This window comes from Mesorhizobium sp. LSJC280B00 (genome assembly GCF_000502835.1).
GTDB lineage: Bacteria > Pseudomonadota > Alphaproteobacteria > Rhizobiales > Rhizobiaceae > Mesorhizobium.
On the sequence record NZ_AYVL01000016.1, the window covers coordinates 136,214 to 152,780 of the forward strand.

12 protein-coding genes are annotated in these 16,567 nt (G+C 62.2%); 5 read left to right on the plus strand and 7 right to left on the minus strand.

The features are described 5' to 3' along the window. Window positions 1–14 precede the first annotated feature (14 nt). Both X773_RS60925 and X773_RS60930 read right to left on the minus strand, forming a co-directional pair. Window positions 15–1,391, minus strand: coding sequence for an MFS transporter (locus X773_RS60925; RefSeq protein WP_023678123.1), 1,377 nt, complete (start codon window positions 1,389–1,391; stop codon window positions 15–17). Between the two features lie 186 nt (window positions 1,392–1,577). Further along, window positions 1,578–6,374 carry an NAD-glutamate dehydrogenase gene (locus X773_RS60930; RefSeq protein WP_023678124.1) on the minus strand — a complete coding sequence of 1,599 codons (4,797 nt, stop codon included), beginning with the start codon at window positions 6,372–6,374 and terminating at the stop codon, window positions 1,578–1,580. A gap of 130 nt (window positions 6,375–6,504) precedes the next feature. On the opposite strand from X773_RS60930, the gene X773_RS60935 reads away from it, so the two are divergent. Both X773_RS60935 and X773_RS60940 read left to right on the plus strand, forming a co-directional pair. Continuing rightward, a complete protein-coding gene (locus X773_RS60935) occupies window positions 6,505–7,068 on the plus strand; it encodes a peroxidase-related enzyme (protein WP_023678125.1) in 564 nt (187 codons plus the stop codon). A 136-nt stretch (window positions 7,069–7,204) separates the two neighbouring features. Continuing rightward, the gene (locus X773_RS60940; RefSeq protein WP_023678126.1) at window positions 7,205–7,528 is read left to right on the plus strand and encodes a YciI family protein; all 324 of its coding nucleotides are present in this window, start codon (window positions 7,205–7,207) and stop codon (window positions 7,526–7,528) included. 9 nt (window positions 7,529–7,537) lie between these two features. On the opposite strand, the gene X773_RS60945 is transcribed toward X773_RS60940, so the two are convergent. After that, on the minus strand, window positions 7,538–8,152 hold the full coding sequence (locus tag X773_RS60945; RefSeq protein WP_023678127.1) for a LysE family translocator: 615 nt from the start codon (window positions 8,150–8,152) through the stop codon (window positions 7,538–7,540). A 393-nt stretch (window positions 8,153–8,545) separates the two neighbouring features. Here X773_RS60945 and X773_RS60950 point away from each other — a divergent pair, with 393 nt between their 5' ends. Beyond that, the gene (locus tag X773_RS60950; protein WP_023678128.1) at window positions 8,546–9,172 is read left to right on the plus strand and encodes a DUF1062 domain-containing protein; all 627 of its coding nucleotides are present in this window, start codon (window positions 8,546–8,548) and stop codon (window positions 9,170–9,172) included. A 110-nt stretch (window positions 9,173–9,282) separates the two neighbouring features. On the opposite strand, the gene X773_RS60955 is transcribed toward X773_RS60950, so the two are convergent. Beyond that, complete coding sequence (locus X773_RS60955; protein ID WP_023678129.1) at window positions 9,283–10,029, minus strand: hypothetical protein; 747 nt, start codon at window positions 10,027–10,029, stop codon at window positions 9,283–9,285. A gap of 241 nt (window positions 10,030–10,270) precedes the next feature. After that, window positions 10,271–12,100 carry a translational GTPase TypA gene (gene typA, locus X773_RS60960; protein ID WP_023678130.1) on the minus strand — a complete coding sequence of 610 codons (1,830 nt, stop codon included), beginning with the start codon at window positions 12,098–12,100 and terminating at the stop codon, window positions 10,271–10,273. A 198-nt stretch (window positions 12,101–12,298) separates the two neighbouring features. Here typA and X773_RS60965 point away from each other — a divergent pair, with 198 nt between their 5' ends. Further along, complete coding sequence (locus tag X773_RS60965) at window positions 12,299–12,580, plus strand: hypothetical protein (protein ID WP_023678131.1); 282 nt, start codon at window positions 12,299–12,301, stop codon at window positions 12,578–12,580. Between the two features lie 46 nt (window positions 12,581–12,626). Here X773_RS60965 and X773_RS60970 read toward each other — a convergent pair whose 3' ends face one another. Both X773_RS60970 and X773_RS60975 read right to left on the minus strand, forming a co-directional pair. Beyond that, window positions 12,627–14,201: an alkaline phosphatase gene (locus tag X773_RS60970; RefSeq protein ID WP_023678132.1), complete on the minus strand. Its 1,575-nt coding sequence runs from the start codon at window positions 14,199–14,201 to the stop codon at window positions 12,627–12,629. Between the two features lie 279 nt (window positions 14,202–14,480). Next, on the minus strand, window positions 14,481–15,764 hold the full coding sequence (locus tag X773_RS60975) for an MFS transporter (RefSeq protein ID WP_031212067.1): 1,284 nt from the start codon (window positions 15,762–15,764) through the stop codon (window positions 14,481–14,483). An 82-nt stretch (window positions 15,765–15,846) separates the two neighbouring features. On the opposite strand from X773_RS60975, the gene X773_RS60980 reads away from it, so the two are divergent. Continuing rightward, window positions 15,847–16,452, plus strand: coding sequence for a TetR/AcrR family transcriptional regulator (locus X773_RS60980; protein WP_031212068.1), 606 nt, complete (start codon window positions 15,847–15,849; stop codon window positions 16,450–16,452). Window positions 16,453–16,567 lie beyond the last annotated feature (115 nt).

Below are 16,567 nucleotides of genomic sequence, written 5' to 3' on the forward strand. Positions count from 1 at the left end.
AAGGCAAGAGCAGCTCACTCCGCCGGCCGATCTGCCGGATAGGGCGTGCCGATCAGGATCGCCATGCCGGCGCCAAGGAACAGCACGATCGCCGCCATGCCGAGCCGCGCCGAGCCGCTGGCCAGGGTGATCGTGGCCACCATGAAGGGTGCGGCAAAACTGGTTGCCCGGCCGGCCAGCGCATAGATGCCGAAATAGCGGCCCGATTCGGCAGCGGAGACGCTGCGCGCCATGTAGGAGCGCGACGATGCCTGCACCGGGCCGAAAGCAAGCCCGATCAGCAGGCCGTAGAAAATGTAGGCTTTTTCCGCCGCCGTGCCGAACAATCCGCCACCATCCAGTCCGGGCATCACCCAGGCGCCGAACAGCGTATAGCCCGGTCCGGTCGAAACGATGCCGATCGTGGCAATGCTCAGCATGACCAGCGAAATCATCACTATGGTCTTGGAACCCAGCGCTGTGTCGAGGCGTGCGGCAACCAGGCAGCCGACGATGGCAACGACGTTGAGGATGATGCCGAACAGGCCGATCTCGGTAATCGACCAATGGAACATTGCCGCCGCAAACGTTCCGCCCAGCGCCAGCAGTGCATTGACGCCGTCCTGATAGATCATACGGGCGACGAGAAAGCGAAAAATGCCGCTGCGCTTGCGCACTTCGGCCAGCGTCGACTTCAGTTCCGACAGGCCTTCGCGCACCGCCGGCCCGATTGGAATGCCTTTGATCGCATCAGGCGTGAAGAAGAACATCGGCAGGATGAACAGGAAATACCAGCCCGCCGACAACGGCCCGGTAGCGCGCGCGTCCTCGCCGAGCCTGGGGTCGAGGCCGAAGATCGGGTCGAGCCCAACGACGGTCTTGCCGGTTTCAGGCGAGCCGGCCATGACGGTAACGACGAAGATCAGTGCGATCATGCCGCCGAGATAGCCGAGTCCCCAGGCCATGTTCGAGATCCTGCCGATGTCGCTCTTCGGCACCAGGCGGGGCATCATCGAATCATTGAACACGGTCGAGAATTCCGCCGCGACCGACGCCAGCGAGAACAACGCCACGACCAGAAAAAGATCAGAGCCGGGCGCGGCGAACCACAGCAGGGTGAGGCAGGTGATTTTAACCGCGGCGAAGAAGGCGATCCAAGGTTTGCGTGGTCCGGTCTGATCGGCGATCGAGCCGAGGACCGGCGACAAAACGGCAATGACGAGGCCGGCGGCGGCAATGCCGTAGCCCCAGGCCGCTTGCCCGGTCTCCGGATTGCTGGCCATGCGCGAGACGAAATAAGGACCGAAGATGAAGGTGGTAACGACCGTGAAAAACGGCTGTGCCGCCCAGTCGAACAGCATCCATCCCCAGATGCCGCGTCCCGATGCCCGCTGCACTGCCATCTCAGCCATGTCCCCTCCGCTGGAGCTTGCTCCATGCCGATCGAATCGGAATGACGCTCCGTCTTCTGTTGAGCACGATCTTGTCCAAAAGCCGATCGTCACTTTTTGGGATCATGCTCCGGCCCCCCAAAGCAGGGCGCCGTTCGCTCTATAGCGCAGTTCTTCCCGGCAATCCCGCGCGATATGGAAGACGTCTCACAGCTGCGTCAGATCACTCATCAGGCCGGATGCCACCGACAGCCGCGACACGGTGATGTCGCCGCCCTCGGTCAGCGCCTGCAACCGCTCGCGGATGCGTCCGACCCGTTCGCCGCCGGCCTCCAACCATGCCGACACCGGATCCGCCGCCTCGGCATGGCCGGTCAGCGCCGCCACCGCGATGCCGCGCCTGGCCGCGCCGATCGTGTCGGTGGCGCGGGAAAGCGCCAGTTGATCGTAATAATCCGAGGGCGTGATCGAGCGCGCCGCATCTTCGACGCGCGGGATGCGGAAGACATCGCTGACTGCAAAAAACGCCTTGGCGGCAGCGACGATGCCGGCATTTGCCGTCCGCGCCGTCAGCGCTATGTCGGGGATGAGTTCCGCCACATCGGTCAACGCCAGTTGCTCGGCAAGGCTCTCGGGCGCGCCGCCCTTCGACAGGCTGTGCCGCCGCTCCTCGATCCGCTCGCGCGAGAAGGCCGGCAGCAGCGAAACGAGCTTCGGCTCCAGCGCCTTGCGCGCATCCTGCAACTCGGCAATCCGCTGCCCGAGCAGTGCAGTGTCGGCATCGTTCTTCAGGTACCAGCCGCTGGTCACATAGATCAGCCGGCTGACCGCCTGATAGAGGTCGAGCTGGATCTGTCCGTCGATCTGGTTGTCGAGCGCGTCGATCTGGCGATAGAGCGCCGGCAGTGCAAAGCCATCCCGCACCACGGCGAAGGTGCGCACGACATCGGCGGCACTGCGCCCGGTCGCTTCCTGCAGCCTGTTGACGAAGGACGGGCCGCCGCGATTGACCAGATCATTGGCGACGACACGGGCGATGATCTCGCGGCGCAGGCGATGGCCGTGGATTTCCGCCGCATATTTCTTTGCCATGCCGTCGGGAAAGTAACCCATCAGGTCGCGGTCGAAATGCGGATCGTCCGGCACGTCGCTGGCGACGATATCGGAAAACAGCACGATCTTGGCATAGGCAAGCAGCACGCCGAGCTCGGCCCGGGTGAGCGGCTCGCCGCGCGCTTCGCGCTCGGCAACAGCCGCCGGCGACGGCAGCGTCTCGACGGCACGGTCGAGCAGCCCGCGCGCCTCGAGCGCCTCCATGAAGCGGCTCTGATGGGCAATGTCGGCAAGGCCGCGCTTGCGAGCAAGGGACAGCGCCAGCGTCTGCTGGTAATTGTTGGACAGCACCAGGGCGCTGACCTCGTCGGTCATCTCGGCCAGCAATTTGTTGCGCGACGGCCGCGTCAGCGATCCCTTTCGCATGGCGGAAGCCAGCGCGATCTTGATGTTGACCTCGACGTCTGAGCAGTTCACGCCGCCCGAATTGTCGATCGCATCTGAGTTGCAGCGGCCGCCATTCAATCCGAATTCGATGCGCGCCCGCTGCGTGACGCCGAGATTGGCGCCTTCACCGATGACCTTGGCACGCAGGTCGAGCGCGGTGATGCGGATCGCGTCATTGGCACGGTCGCCGACGTCCTGGTTGGTCTCGCCCGATGCCCTGACATAGGTGCCGATGCCGCCGAACCACAAAAGATCTGCCGGCGCCTTGAGGATGGCACTCATGATCTCGACCGGCGTGGCCGTTGTCTTGCCGAGGCCGATAGCTGCAGCCGCGGCGGCCGGCAAGGTGATCGACTTCTGGCTGCGCGAGACGATGATGCCGCCTTCGGACAGCTTCGTCTTGTCGTAATCCTGCCAGCTTGAGCGGGCGAGAGCGAACATACGCCGGCGCTCGGCCATCGAAGCCGCCATGTCGGGATCGGGATCGATGAAGATGTCGCGATGATCGAAGGCGGCGATCAGCCGGGTCTGCTCCGACAGCAGCATGCCGTTGCCGAACACGTCACCTGACATGTCGCCAACGCCGATGGCGGTGAACGGCGTGGTTTGGATGTCGCGGTTCATCTCGCGGAAATGCCGCTTGACCGCTTCCCAGGCGCCCTTGGCGGTGATGCCCATCTTCTTGTGGTCGTAGCCGGCCGAACCGCCGCTGGCGAAAGCGTCGTCGAGCCAGAAGCCGTGCCTTTCGCTGATGGCGTTGGCGATGTCCGAGAAGGTCGCCGTGCCCTTGTCCGCGGCGACGACGAAATACGGATCATCCTGATCGCGCCGCACGACGCCGGCTGGCGGGATGACGCCGTCCAGCCCGATATTGTCGGTGATCGACAACAGGCTGGAAACGTAATTCTTGTAGGCGGCCGTGCCGGCCTCGAAAATTGCGTCGCGCCCGGCGCTCATCGGCAGCTTTTTCGGGTAGAAGCCGCCCTTGGCGCCAACCGGCACGATCACCGCATTCTTGACCTGCTGTGCCTTGACCAGGCCGAGCACCTCGGTGCGATAGTCCTGCGCACGGTCCGACCAGCGCAGGCCGCCACGCGCGACCGGGCCGAAGCGCAGATGCACACCCTCGACCTCGGAGCCGTAGACGAAGATCTCCCGCCATGGCCGCGGCGCCGGCAGCCCGTCGACCGATTGCGAATCGAGCTTGATCGCCAGCGATTGGCCTTTCTGTTTCGTATCGGAAACGAAATGATTGGTGCGCAGCGAGGCTTCGATCAGGTTCAGATAACGGCGGATGATGGTGTCGTCGTCAATGTTGGGAACGTCTTCCAGCGCATCCGTGATCTTGGCTTTCAGATGTTTGGCCTGAACGACGCCTTCCGTCTCGGCCGTCGGGCTGAGGCGGGCGACAAACAGCGCATGCAGGCCGCGGGCGATCTCGGGATAACGGTTGAGTGCGGCGGCGATGAAATCCTGGCTCTGCGGGATGCCGGCCTGCTGCAGATAGCGGCCATAGGCGCGCAGGACGGTGATCTCGCCCGACCACAGGCCGGCGGTCTGGGCAAGGCCGTTATAGCCGTCATTGTCGACATCGCCGCGCCAGACGGAAAGGAACGCATCCTCGAACAGCGCGCCGCCATTGCCGAGGTCGATCGGCCTGCCGTAGCTGTTCTCGAGTTCCATGTCGTGGATGAAGACCATGCCGGATTGAATGTCGCCGACCTCGAAAGTGCGCTCGCTGATGACGCGGAAACCGATGTTTTCCAGCACGGGCACGCGCCGCGACAGCGCCACCGGGCTGCCATGGTGATAGATCTTCAGCGCCGCCTGATGCGGCTTCTGGACGGTGTGACGGTAATAGTCGATGGCGATCGGATTTGACGCATCGAGCTTGGCGATGCGCCTGGCGTCGGCAAGCGCCACGGCCGGCGGAAAACTGTCGCGATAACTTTCCGAAAAACGCGAGGCGATGGCCGTGAGTCTCGCATCGGCGCCGGTCTCTGTCGCGGTCTCGCGCAGTGCATCGTCCCAGGTCCGTACGATGTCGCGGATCGCCGCCTCGATCGTCGCCTGCTCGACCTTCGGCGTCTTGCCGCCGGAGCGGCCGATGATGAAATGGACGCGCGCCAGCCCGCCTTCCGGGAAGGCCGGATAATAGGCCGACAGCCGGCCTTCGAAGACGGTCTTCAGATAGGTGCCGATCTTCTCGCGCACGACGCTGTCGTAGCGGTCGCGCGGCACGAAGACGAGCACGGAGACGAAGCGGTCGAACTGGTCGACACGCACCAATGCCCTGACGCGCGGTCGCTCGATCAAGCCCAGTATGGCTTCGGCATGCTTGCGCAGGATCGGCACCGGAACCTGGAACAGCTCGTCGCGCGGATAGCTCTCCAGCACGTTGATCAAAGCTTTGCCGGAATGGTCGCTTGGATTGAAGCCGGATTTGGCAATGACGGTTTCCGCCTTCGAGCGCAGGTAGGGGATCTTCATCACCGAGCGCGTATAGGCAGTCGAGGTGAACAGGCCGACGATACGGAGCTCGCCTGAAAGCACGCCTTTGCCGGTGTAGGTCTTGACGCCAATGTAGTCGAGGTAGATGCGGCGGTGCACCGATGACTTGGCGTTGGCCTTGGTGACGATCAGCGGTTCCGGCCCATGCAGGAAGGCACGGATTTCCGGCGTCGTGCTCACCGCTTCGGTGCCGCGCCTGAGCACCAGCACGTCGGGATCGGAAAGGATGCCGAGGCCGGGCTTTTCGGCGCGCTCGAGCATGCCGCTCGTCTCGCCGCCGGTGTAGTTGAATTCGCGCATGCCGAGAAAGGTGAAATTGTCGTCGCGCAGCCATTCGAGGAAGGCGATCGCCTCGGTGACATGGGCCTTGTCGAGCGGCACTGGCGAGTAGCGGAATTCCGAGATCGCCTGGTCGAGGCGGGCAAGCATCGGCTTCCAGTCGGTGACGGCGGCTCGCACCTGGCCGAGCAGCTTCGTCAGGCGTGCGGCCAGGCCTTCGGCCTGCTCGGCCGAAAGGCGGCCGATATGGACATGGATGACGCTCAGTCGGTCATGGCTGTGGTCGCCCTTGGCATAACCGCCATCGCCGAGGATTTCCTCGACGCCGTTCTTGCCGTGCCTGACGACTATGACCGGATGGGTAACCAGCAGCGGCTCGCCGGCGCTTTCTGTAATCTCGCCGAGGACGGAATCGAACAGGAACGGCATGTTGTCGTTGACGACGGTGATCACCGTCATCGGCCGGCGCTGGCGGACGACACCGGAATCAACGTCTATAGCAACGACGCAGTCGTCCTTCTTGTGCCTGGCCACTGCGCGGCCGGCGAGTTCGGCAGCGCGTTCGAGATCGATGACGTCGTAGGCGGCGACATCTTCGGCCGGAGCTCGGGCCAGCAAGTAGTCGGCAAGCCTGCCGGGCTTTTCGCCACCCGCGGCTTCACCCCTCGTCACGCCGGCTTTTTTCAACCGGCTCGCTGACTTTACGCTGGCCATGAGTCCCTCCCGTCACATGTTTTTGCGGCTATGCTAACAGATGACGGGTATTTGGCGACAAAGGTTTGACGGCTTGCGACGAAATGTCGAAATTCACCGGCAGCCTGGCGAAAACGAGGAGAAATCCGCCATGACGGAGAAAATTACCGCGCTTGACCTGGCACCGGCGGAGCTGAGCGACGCGACCAAGGCCTATTTCGCCAAGTGCCGGGAGAAGCTCGGCCTCGTTCCCAATGTGCTGCTCGCCTATGCCTTCGACGAGAAGAAGCTGCGCGCTTTCACCGACATGTACAATGATTTGATGCTGGGTGAATCCGGCCTGTCGAAACTCGAGCGCGAGATGATCGCGGTGGCCGTCTCGTCGATCAACCATTGCTACTATTGCCTGGTCGCGCATGGCGCGGCGGTGCGCCAGCTTTCCGGCGACCCGGCCTTCGGCGAGATGATGGTGATGAATTTTCGCGCCGCCGAGCTGTCGGACAGGCAACGCGCCATGCTCGAATTCGCGGTGAAGCTGACCGGGCAGCCGGCAAAGATCGTCGAAGCGGACCGGGCGGCGCTGCGGCAAGTCGGCTTTTCCGACCGCGACATCTGGGACGTCGCCTCGACCGCGGCGTTCTTCAACATGTCGAACCGGCTGGCATCGGCAATCGACATGCGGCCGAACGATGAATACCATGCGATGGCGCGATAGGCACCGCCGTTGCGAGCCAACCACACATTATATTAGCTACTTCGCATTCTCGTTGCTTGTTTGCCGGTTTGGTCCGATGATCGGCATGCGGCATGACCGCATGCCGGTTCGATGCCGCCGATCAAAGGAGGAGAACATGGCGAAATTTCTCTACGTCTATCACGGCTCGGGCAAGATGCCGACCGAGGAGGCCGAACGGAAGGCAGCGATGGATGCCTGGAACGGCTGGTACGGCAAGCTTGGCTCAGCCGTGGTCGACGGTGGCAATCCAGTCGGCATGTCGAAGACCCTGCTGCCCGGCGGCAAGGTCGAGAACAATGGCGGTAGCAATCCGACCGCCGGTTACACCATCATCGAAGCGAAAGACATCGACGATGCCGTCGGCAAAGCCAAGGATTGTCCTATCCTGACGGACCCGGGTTTCAGCGTCGAGATTGCGCCGATAATCGAAATGGGTTGACGCGCCGGCTCAGGACCGCGCCGCGATAGCCGCCGCAGCGCCGGCCATGGTTCCGGCGCTGACGCGGTTGGCGATCTTCATCGCCCGCTTGCTTTTGAGCAGCTTGCGCGCCTGTGATGCGGCGAGCACCCAGGTCAAATCGATAGCGACCAGGACAACGGCCATGGTCGCGGTCAGCTCGATCCAGCCGATCATGCTGACCGAACCGAGGTCGATGATGGTCGGCAGCAGCGCCAGGTAGAACATCATGATCTTCGGGTTGCCGAGCGTCACCGCCATGCCGGCAAAGAACAGCTTGACGGGCGAATCTTCGCGCGGCAGCGAACCTTCTTTTGCCTCGACCGGCGCCGTCCACATCTTCCAGGCCAGCCAGGCGAGATAAGCAACGCCAACCCATTTCACGACGACAAAGGCAAAATGGAACGTCTGCGCCACCACGGCGAGGCCAAACACCGCCAGGGACAGCCAGATCGCTTCGCCGATCCACATCGCAAGCAGGAACGGAAACACGTCGCGAAACCCTTTCGAGATGACCCGCGCCACAAGAGCGGCGATCGATGGGCCGGGCGAGCCGGCTGCAACAAGCAGGGCGCCGGCAAAAATCAGCAGCGACGTGAAATGCATGACGCGGTCTCGTTTGACATGTTTGGGTCGTTCAACATAACCCAACTGTTCCGGCGACGGTAGCGTCTACCGAAAGAAGGCTTGTCGGCCAGGCACCTCACGGCTAGAGATGTCGTTCCGAAATCCTTTCCGAGCTTCACTTTGCCTACGTAACCGCCGGTCTCGTCAACTCCCCCAACACAGAGCAGGGCGTCGCAGTCGCGATGCCTGTTTTCACATCATGTGTTCCTCGGGTGGCGGTTCGAGACCGGTTTGGCACTGCTGAACCGCTGTCGCGCATAACCACCCGCGACACCTGATTTCCAACTGCCGCAGTCTCTCGCCACGCCGTGCCCGCAAGGGTTCTCGATATCGCCGATCTGACGAACTTCCCGACGGGAAGGGCTTTTCGGCATGCCTTCGATATTGCGTATCCGCTGGGCGATCACATCCAAGACCGCACCTCGACCTCACCTCAACTGCAATCGCTGCGGCGGCCTGAAAGCCTATCGCTGCAGCGGCAAATTCCGGGTCAATGCCAACGGCAAGCGCATTGACGCCTGGTTGATCTACCGCTGCATCGACTGCGACAATTCCTGGAATTTCGGCATTCTGGAGCGCTCAAGCCGCCGCGATATCGAACCGGCAATATTGCAGGCGCTCGAAAGCAATGATCCGGTCCTGGCGCGGCGCCATGCTTTCGATGTTGCCGCATTGCGAAGCAGGATCGGGCGCGTCGAGGCGTTTCCTGAAGCCGTCGTTCATAAGCAGGTGCTCGGGGACAGGCCGGAAAATACCAGCGCTCTCGAACTTCAGCTCTGGCTCGAAATGCCGACAACGCTGCGGCTCGACCGGTTGCTCGCCAACGAACTCGGTGTCTCGCGATCGCGGCTACAGGTTTGGGAAGAGAAGCGATTGCTGGTCATTGGTCCGGACGGGGGCAAAGCCTTGCGCAAGCCGGCTCGAACGGGAACGACGATCCGCGTCTATCTCGTCGGCGAGCCCGACCGGGAAGCCATCATCTCGGCTGCCGGCGGATGAAACAACGAGGGAAGGGAGCACACGAGTGCTCCCTTCCCTCGTTGTTGTAGACTACAAGAAAGAAACTTGCGCCGCGCCGACCACTTTCGCCGATTTCCCGAAACGCAATCCTAAGCCGTTTCCAAATCCTTGGCATTTTTCCTTCGCTGAAACGCGCCAAGGAATCGCAAGGGAAGAGTAAGCATCGATAGATTGGGATGTGCCTTGCGCATCATTTTCCATGCGTAACGGTCTGCCTGCCGTTCCTGATCAGGATCCTGTCCAGATTCGACATGCTGCAGCGCGTGGTGTCCTACCTCATGATAGAGCGTTTTCTCGATCATGAATCTCCGAACTACGTTCCCAATCCTGTGCTCGGACGGGCGTCGCCAGACAATCTCGATGACCGATACCGCCTGGAGGTAGGTACCGGCGAATTCGGGCTCGGGAGGTTCCGGGATTATGTAGATTCGCGAAATGCCAACCAGATCGGCTTCAGGTACATTTGCGAGCCAGCGGCCAACGTGCCGAGAGGCTTCAAAGCGACTGTCGAGCTTGCCATGCTCCAGAACAATGATGCCGCCGACCGAAGACCGCCGCCAGTCGTCCATTGTAAAGCGGACGATGCTGCGGAGCGCAGCTCGCATGAGGGGAGTTATCGGTCTTGCGAGCGAAGCCGACATATATCGTCGGGATGCGTCTTCGTTGATATCGTGCAGAGCAGTAGCGAGGCCCGCCACAAGCGTTGTGATTTCGTGATGAGAAACCTTGCCTAGATCGATCCTTGCAAGTTCGTGCTCGATCGCTGGCAATACTGCATTGCCAAATCCAACAAGATTCTTGTGAGCAACGAGCCTTCGCCGCATGTCATCTTGCATAAGGCTCCGGACGAAAGCCAGAACGGCATTTCCCACACCCGGTTCCCCAACTTTACCCACAGCTAAACTACCGTGACAAAGAAGGAGAGAGCGAAAATATCATGGTATTGCGACGACTCCGCTGTAGCCCCTGAAGAGACACTGAGCGGCCGGCGCCACATTCCTTCTGGCGACAAGCCATGTCCGCTCAGCGGGAAGGAACGCGTGTTTCGCCCCTCCATTCCGCCCAGAATAAAAGCTCTTACGCCGCGCCGACCACTTTCGCCGACTTTTCAAAACGCTTGCGCTCGTTCGGATCGAGATAGAGCTTGCGCAGGCGGATGGTCTTCGGCGTCACTTCGACCAGCTCGTCGTCCTGGATCCAGGCCAGCGCGCGTTCCAGCGTCATGCGGATCGGCGGTGTCAGCTTCACCGCCTCGTCCTTGCCGGCGGCGCGGATGTTGGTCAGCTTCTTGCCCTTGAGCACGTTGACTTCGAGGTCGTTGTCCCTGGAATGGATGCCGATGATCATGCCCTGATAGACCTTGACGCCGGGGTCGATGACCATCGGGCCGCGGTCTTCCAGGTTCCACATGGCGTACGCCACCGATTCACCCTGTTCGTTGGAGATCAGCACGCCGTTGGTACGGCCCGGCAGCTCACCCTTGTAAGGTTCATAGGCATGGAACAGCCGGTTCATCACAGCGGTGCCGCGCGTGTCGGTCAACAGTTCCGACTGGTAGCCGATCAACCCGCGCGTCGGTGCGTGAAAGACGATGCGCTGGCGATTGCCGCCCGAAGGGCGAAGCTCGACCATCTCGGCCTTGCGCTCCGACATCTTCTGCACGACGACGCCGGCATGCTCCTCGTCGACGTCGATGACGACTTCCTCGACCGGCTCCAGTAATTCGCCGCTGTCGCCCTTCTGCATGACAACGCGCGGCCGCGACACGGCGATCTCAAAACCTTCGCGGCGCATCGTCTCGATCAGCACGGCCAGCTGCAATTCGCCGCGGCCGGAGACGAAGAACGAATCCTTATCCGGCGATTCCTCGATCTTCAGCGCGACATTGCCTTCGGCCTCGCGCAGCAGGCGGTCGCGGATGACGCGGCTGGTCACCTTGTCGCCTTCGGTGCCGGCCAGCGGGGAATCATTGACCAGGAACGACATCGTCACGGTCGGCGGATCGATCGGCTGCGCATGCAGCGGTTCCGTCACCGACGGGTCGCAGAAGGTGTCGGCGACGGTGCCCTTCGACAGGCCGGCAATAGCGACGATGTCGCCCGCCTGCGCCTCGTCGATGGGCTGGCGCTCGAGCCCGCGGAAAGCGAGGATCTTCGAAATGCGGCCGGTTTCGACCTGGGTGCCGTCATGGTGCAGCACCTTGACAGCCTGGTTGGATTTCAGCGTGCCGGATTCGATACGGCCGGTGATGATGCGGCCGAGGAACGGATTGGCTTCCAGGATGGTGCCGATCATGCGGAACGGGCCGGGATGAACGGTCGGCGCCGGCACGTGCTTGATGACGAGGTCGAACAGCGGCGCCAGAGCCTGGTCCTTCGGACCTTCGGGGTTTTCCGAGACCCAGCCGTCGCGGCCTGAACCATAAAGGATAGGGAAGTCGAGCTGCTCGTCGGTGGCGTCAAGTGCTGCAAAAAGATCGAACACCTCGTTGACCACTTCGACGTGACGGGCATCGGGCCGGTCGATCTTGTTGATGACGACGATCGGCTTCAGTCCAACCTTGAGCGCCTTGCCGACGACGAATTTGGTCTGCGGCATCGGCCCCTCGGCGGCGTCGACCAGCACGATGGCCGAATCCACCATCGACAGAATGCGCTCGACCTCGCCGCCGAAGTCGGCGTGGCCGGGCGTGTCGACGATGTTGATGCGGGTGTCCTTCCAGTCGACCGAGGTCGCCTTGGCCAGGATGGTGATGCCGCGTTCCTTTTCGAGGTCGTTCGAATCCATGGCGCGCTCGGCGACGCGCTGGTTGTCGCGGAACGAGCCGGACTGTTTCAGAAGCTGGTCGACAAGGGTGGTTTTTCCATGGTCGACGTGCGCGATGATCGCGATATTGCGGATTTTCATGTTTCGGTCTCGGGAGCGTTGCAGGCAGCAGGCCAAAAGGCGCTGCCTCTTTCGGTTGGGCGGCTCATACAGGGTTTTTCGCAATTGCGAAAGAGGAGGCGAGCCACCAAATAAAGTCACCAAATCTTAAATGTCTTGGTGTGAAGTGGAATTATTAACCAAGGCGGAACCTTTCATGGTCCGGACAGTTCGAATTTCATGATCGAGATAGGCATCAAACTCCGGCCGATTTTGGCATGTACCGCGCTCGCCGTCCTCCTCGCGGCCGGCGCGGCGCAGTCGGCGGCGTCGTTCAAGGAGACGCGGTCTGCTTTGCCGTCCGACAAGCCGTCGGCGGAGCAGCTTTTTGCCGATGCTCCCGATGGCGTCGATCCGGTGGTGACCGGGCCGGTCACCGCCGCCTTCAAGCAGCGGCAGCAAAATGCCGGATGCGACAGCGCCGTCTGGCCCAACATTCCCGTCGTCTGCTATCCCGATTGATATACGCCCTACCCTCGGGCTGGCCCGAGGGTAGTGGCGCCGTCGCTCACGCCGACCGCACCGGATCGAGCGTGACCTTGTAGAGTTCGCTGTCGTCGCGATCCATCAGCCGCACCGTCAACTGCTCGGTGGCGCCATCGATTTCGACGAGCCCGAAGAACTGCAGGCCGGCCGAAGGCGCCAGGTTTTGACCCTGTTCGGCAGTTGGTGCCTTTATGAACTTCAGCTCCGGGCCGAATGTCATATCGAAACCATTAGGCCCGAACGTGCCGGAATGGATCGGACCCGAAACGAATTCCCAAAACGGATTGAAGTCCTGGAACTGCGCCTTGTCCGGATTGTAGTAATGCGCGGCTGTGTAATGCACGTCTGCGGTGAGCCAGACAGTGTTGCTGATACCCGCATTCTTTATATAGCGAAGAAGGTCGGCAATTTCCAGCTCACGCCCTTTGGCCGGGCCATTGTCGCCATTGCTGACCGCCTCGGCCCCTACCTTCTTGGTGCCGTCGTTCCAGACGACGAGGCCGAGCGGCATGTCGGCGGCGATGATTTTCCAGGTTGCGTTGGAATTCGCCAGTTCACGCTTCAGCCATTTGATCTGCTGTTCACCGAGGATGCGCGATTGCGGCGTCATCGTCTCCTGCATATCCGGACCGTTGGGGCCGCGGTAGGAACGCATGTCGAGGAAGAACACGTCGAGCAGCGGACCATAGGCGATCTTGCGGTAGACGCGGCCGGGCTCCGACGGCTCGTAACGGATCGTCGTCATTTCGTGGAAGGCGCGCGCCGCACGTGCCGTCAGCACATGGATGGATTTTTCAGTGTAGCGATCGTCGGCGCTCAGGTCCTTCGAGTCCGACCAGTTGTTCAGCACCTCGTGGTCATCCCACTGATAGAAGGTCGGACAGATGGCGCTGAGCGCCAGCACATGCCTGTCCATCATGTTGTATTTCCACTGCGCCCGGTATTCGTCCAGCGTCTCGGCAACCTTGCGCTTCTCGTCGATCAGCACTTTGTTTTTCCACTTGCCGCCGTTGGGCAGGTCGACCTCGTCCTTCATCGCACCATCGGCATAGATCGTATCGCCCGAATGCAGGAAGAAGTCGGGCGTGTGCTTGGCAATGGTGGCGTAGGTCTTCATGCCGGTCTCGTCGATGCCCCAGCCTTGGCCGGCGGTGTCGCCCGACCAAGCAAAGCGAATGTCGCGCTTCGAGGCAGGTGCCGTGCGGAAGCGGCCGACGACCGGCTCGGAAACGGCGTTGATGTCGGCAAGATCGGCCGCGACCATGCGGTAGAAGATGTCCTGGTCGGAGGCGAGATCGGTAAGCAGCCGCTTCACCGTATAATCGCTGGCCGGCGAGGTATCGAGCGGCGCCAGGCGGACGGCATTGGTGAAGCTTTCGGTCGGCGACACCTCGAACATGACGCGCGACGGCCGGTCGGTGCGTGTCCAGACCATGCCGCTGGTGGCGTCGACGTCGCCGGACTGGATGCCATGGGTGAAAGCCGGGCGCTGATTGGCGCGCGAGTAATAGGGAAGCGCGAGGCCCGAGGCGCCGACCAGGCCAACGGCGCTGGCCGACGTGACGAAAGCGCGCCGCGTCATCGAAATCTTGTTCATGGCTGTCTCCTGGATGGCATTGAACGTCGCCGCCAAGCTCCAGCTTCAATGTTTCAGGCACATTTCGAAACGATGAAGGTTTGATAACAGTGAACAGGCTGGCGAATCTCCCTCCTTGAGGGGGAGATGTCGCCGAAGGCGACAGAAGGGGGTCGTCTCGCATGGAGCACCGGTCTCCTGCATCGGCGATAAGGGGCCGAGCCCAGTCGGACCAACCCCCTCTGGCCGCTTCGCGGCCATCTCCCCCTCAGGGGGGAGATTACCACGGCCGATCGCGCCCTACGCCGGCTGCGGTTCCGGATCAAACGCCGGACGGCTGGTGTTGATCAGCAGCGAGATGCAGGCGGCGGCTATTGCCGTCATGCCGGCAATCAGAAAGGCAAGCTCGTAATTGCCTTGCAGCTCGCGCATGGTGCCGCCGAAAAAGGCCGCCGTTGCCGCACCCACCTGATGGCCGGCGACGATCCAGCCGAAGACGATCGGTCCGCTGCGGTCGCCGAACGCCTCGTTGGAAAGCCTGAGCGTCGGCGGCACCGTGGCGATCCAGTCCAGTCCGTAAAACACGGCGAAGATGATCAGGCTGGTCGCCGAGAAGCCGGAATAGGGCAAATAGATCAGCGACAGGCCGCGAATACCGTAATAGACGCCGAGCAGCTTGCGCGGGTCGAAACGGTCGGTGAGCCAGCCCGACAGCGTTGTGCCGATAAGATCGAAGATGCCCATCATCGACAGCAGGCCTGCAGCCTGCACTTCGCCAATGCCCATATCGCCGCAAAAGGCGATCAGGTGCGTGCCGACCAACCCGTTGGTGGTGAAGCCGCAAACGAAGAAGGTGGCGAACAGATACCAAAAGACGCGCGTGCCGGCGGCGCGGCGCAACGTGCTCAGCGTCTGGGTGAGGAAATTGCCTTGCGAGGCCGGTGGCACCGGCGGCACGTCGTCGGCCTCGGCACCGTAACGCACCATGCCGATCGCGGCTGGCCGCTCCGGCACCAGCATATAAACCAGCGGCACCAAGGCGGCGGTGGCCACGGCGATGGCAATGGCGACCGGCTTCCAGCCGCCCGACTGGGCGAGCGAGGCGAGCAGCGGCAGGAAGACCAGCAGCCCGGTGGCACTGGATGCCGACATCAGTCCCATCACCAAGCCGCGATTGGTCTTGAACCAGCGGTTGACGATGGTCGCGCCGAGCACGGTGGCGACGGCGCCCGAGCTGACGCCGGAAAACACGCCCCAGGTGAGGAGCAGATGCCACGGTTTGGTCATCAACAGGCTGAGCGCGGTCGATCCCGACATCAACAGCAGCGCGGCAAGCAAGGTGCGGCGCAGCCCGATCCGCTCCATCAGCGCCGCGGCAAACGGCCCGGTCAGGCCATAGAGGAAGATGCCGGTGGCCGCCGCCAGCGACACCACGTCGCGCCGCCAGCCGAAACTGTTCTCCAGCGGCAGCATCATGACTGCCGGCGCCGAACGCAGGCCCGCTGCGATCAGCAGGCAGAGGAAGATGACGGCGACCACGACGAAAGCGTAGCGCTGGCCAAACGGGCGGGATTGAGCTATCATGTTACTGACCGGTACGTTGCAGGAGCGCGATACATACGTACCGACCGGTAACATTGTCAACCAGCTAATCGGCAGACCAGGCATGAAAAGCATTGAACCAACGATCAAGGCCAATGACGCACCGCCGCCTCGCGCCGCCGAACGGATTCTCCAGGTGGCGCGCGATCTGTTCTACCGGCAAGGCATCAGGGCGATCGGCGTCGACGAGATCGTGCGGCGTGCCGGCGTCACCAAGCCCAGCCTCTACCGCAGCTTTCCGTCCAAGGACGAGCTGGCCGCATCCTACCTCCGGCACTATGACCTCGAATTCTGGGAGCGCTTCGACGAGGCGGTGAATGCCCACCCCGGCGATCCGCGCGCGCAGATCGTCGCCTTCCTGACGCGTGTCGGCAAGCGCACGCAAAGGCCCGATTATCGCGGCTGCGGCATGACCAATGCCGCGGTCGAATATCCCGAACATGGCCATCCGGCCCGCGTCGTGAGCGAAGCCAACAAGCAGGAATTGCGCCGGCGCCTGCGTGCCATGGCGGCAGAGATGGGCGCCGGCGACGCCGACACGCTGGGCGACGGGCTGCTGCTCCTGATCGAGGGCGCCTATATCAGCGGCCAGCTGTTCGGTGTCGGCGGGCCGGCGAAGTCGGTGGCCCGCAACGCCGATCTTCTGATCGAGGCAAGCTTGAAGAAATAGCTCTCTTGCTGTCTGTGCCGGTCGGGAGCAATATGATTGCTACGCTTTGGCCTCACATTGCACGTAACGCCTTGAACTCGATTGCTCGAACAATTTTGGACGATCTTCAAAAGAT

Excerpts from the sequence above, each read along its gene's own strand:
- X773_RS60925 (WP_023678123.1), bottom strand. The coding sequence starts at position 1,391 with ATGGCTGAGATGGCAGTGCAGCGGGCATCGGGACGCGGCATCTGGGGA.
- X773_RS60930 (WP_023678124.1), bottom strand. The coding sequence starts at position 6,374 with ATGGCCAGCGTAAAGTCAGCGAGCCGGTTGAAAAAAGCCGGCGTGACG.
- X773_RS60935 (WP_023678125.1), top strand. The coding sequence starts at position 6,505 with ATGACGGAGAAAATTACCGCGCTTGACCTGGCACCGGCGGAGCTGAGC.
- X773_RS60940 (WP_023678126.1), top strand. The coding sequence starts at position 7,205 with ATGGCGAAATTTCTCTACGTCTATCACGGCTCGGGCAAGATGCCGACC.
- X773_RS60945 (WP_023678127.1), bottom strand. The coding sequence starts at position 8,152 with ATGCATTTCACGTCGCTGCTGATTTTTGCCGGCGCCCTGCTTGTTGCA.
- X773_RS60950 (WP_023678128.1), top strand. The coding sequence starts at position 8,546 with ATGCCTTCGATATTGCGTATCCGCTGGGCGATCACATCCAAGACCGCA.
- X773_RS60955 (WP_023678129.1), bottom strand. The coding sequence starts at position 10,029 with ATGCAAGATGACATGCGGCGAAGGCTCGTTGCTCACAAGAATCTTGTT.
- typA (WP_023678130.1), bottom strand. The coding sequence starts at position 12,100 with ATGAAAATCCGCAATATCGCGATCATCGCGCACGTCGACCATGGAAAA.
- X773_RS60965 (WP_023678131.1), top strand. The coding sequence starts at position 12,299 with ATGATCGAGATAGGCATCAAACTCCGGCCGATTTTGGCATGTACCGCG.
- X773_RS60970 (WP_023678132.1), bottom strand. The coding sequence starts at position 14,201 with ATGAACAAGATTTCGATGACGCGGCGCGCTTTCGTCACGTCGGCCAGC.
- X773_RS60975 (WP_031212067.1), bottom strand. The coding sequence starts at position 15,764 with ATGATAGCTCAATCCCGCCCGTTTGGCCAGCGCTACGCTTTCGTCGTG.
- X773_RS60980 (WP_031212068.1), top strand. The coding sequence starts at position 15,847 with ATGAAAAGCATTGAACCAACGATCAAGGCCAATGACGCACCGCCGCCT.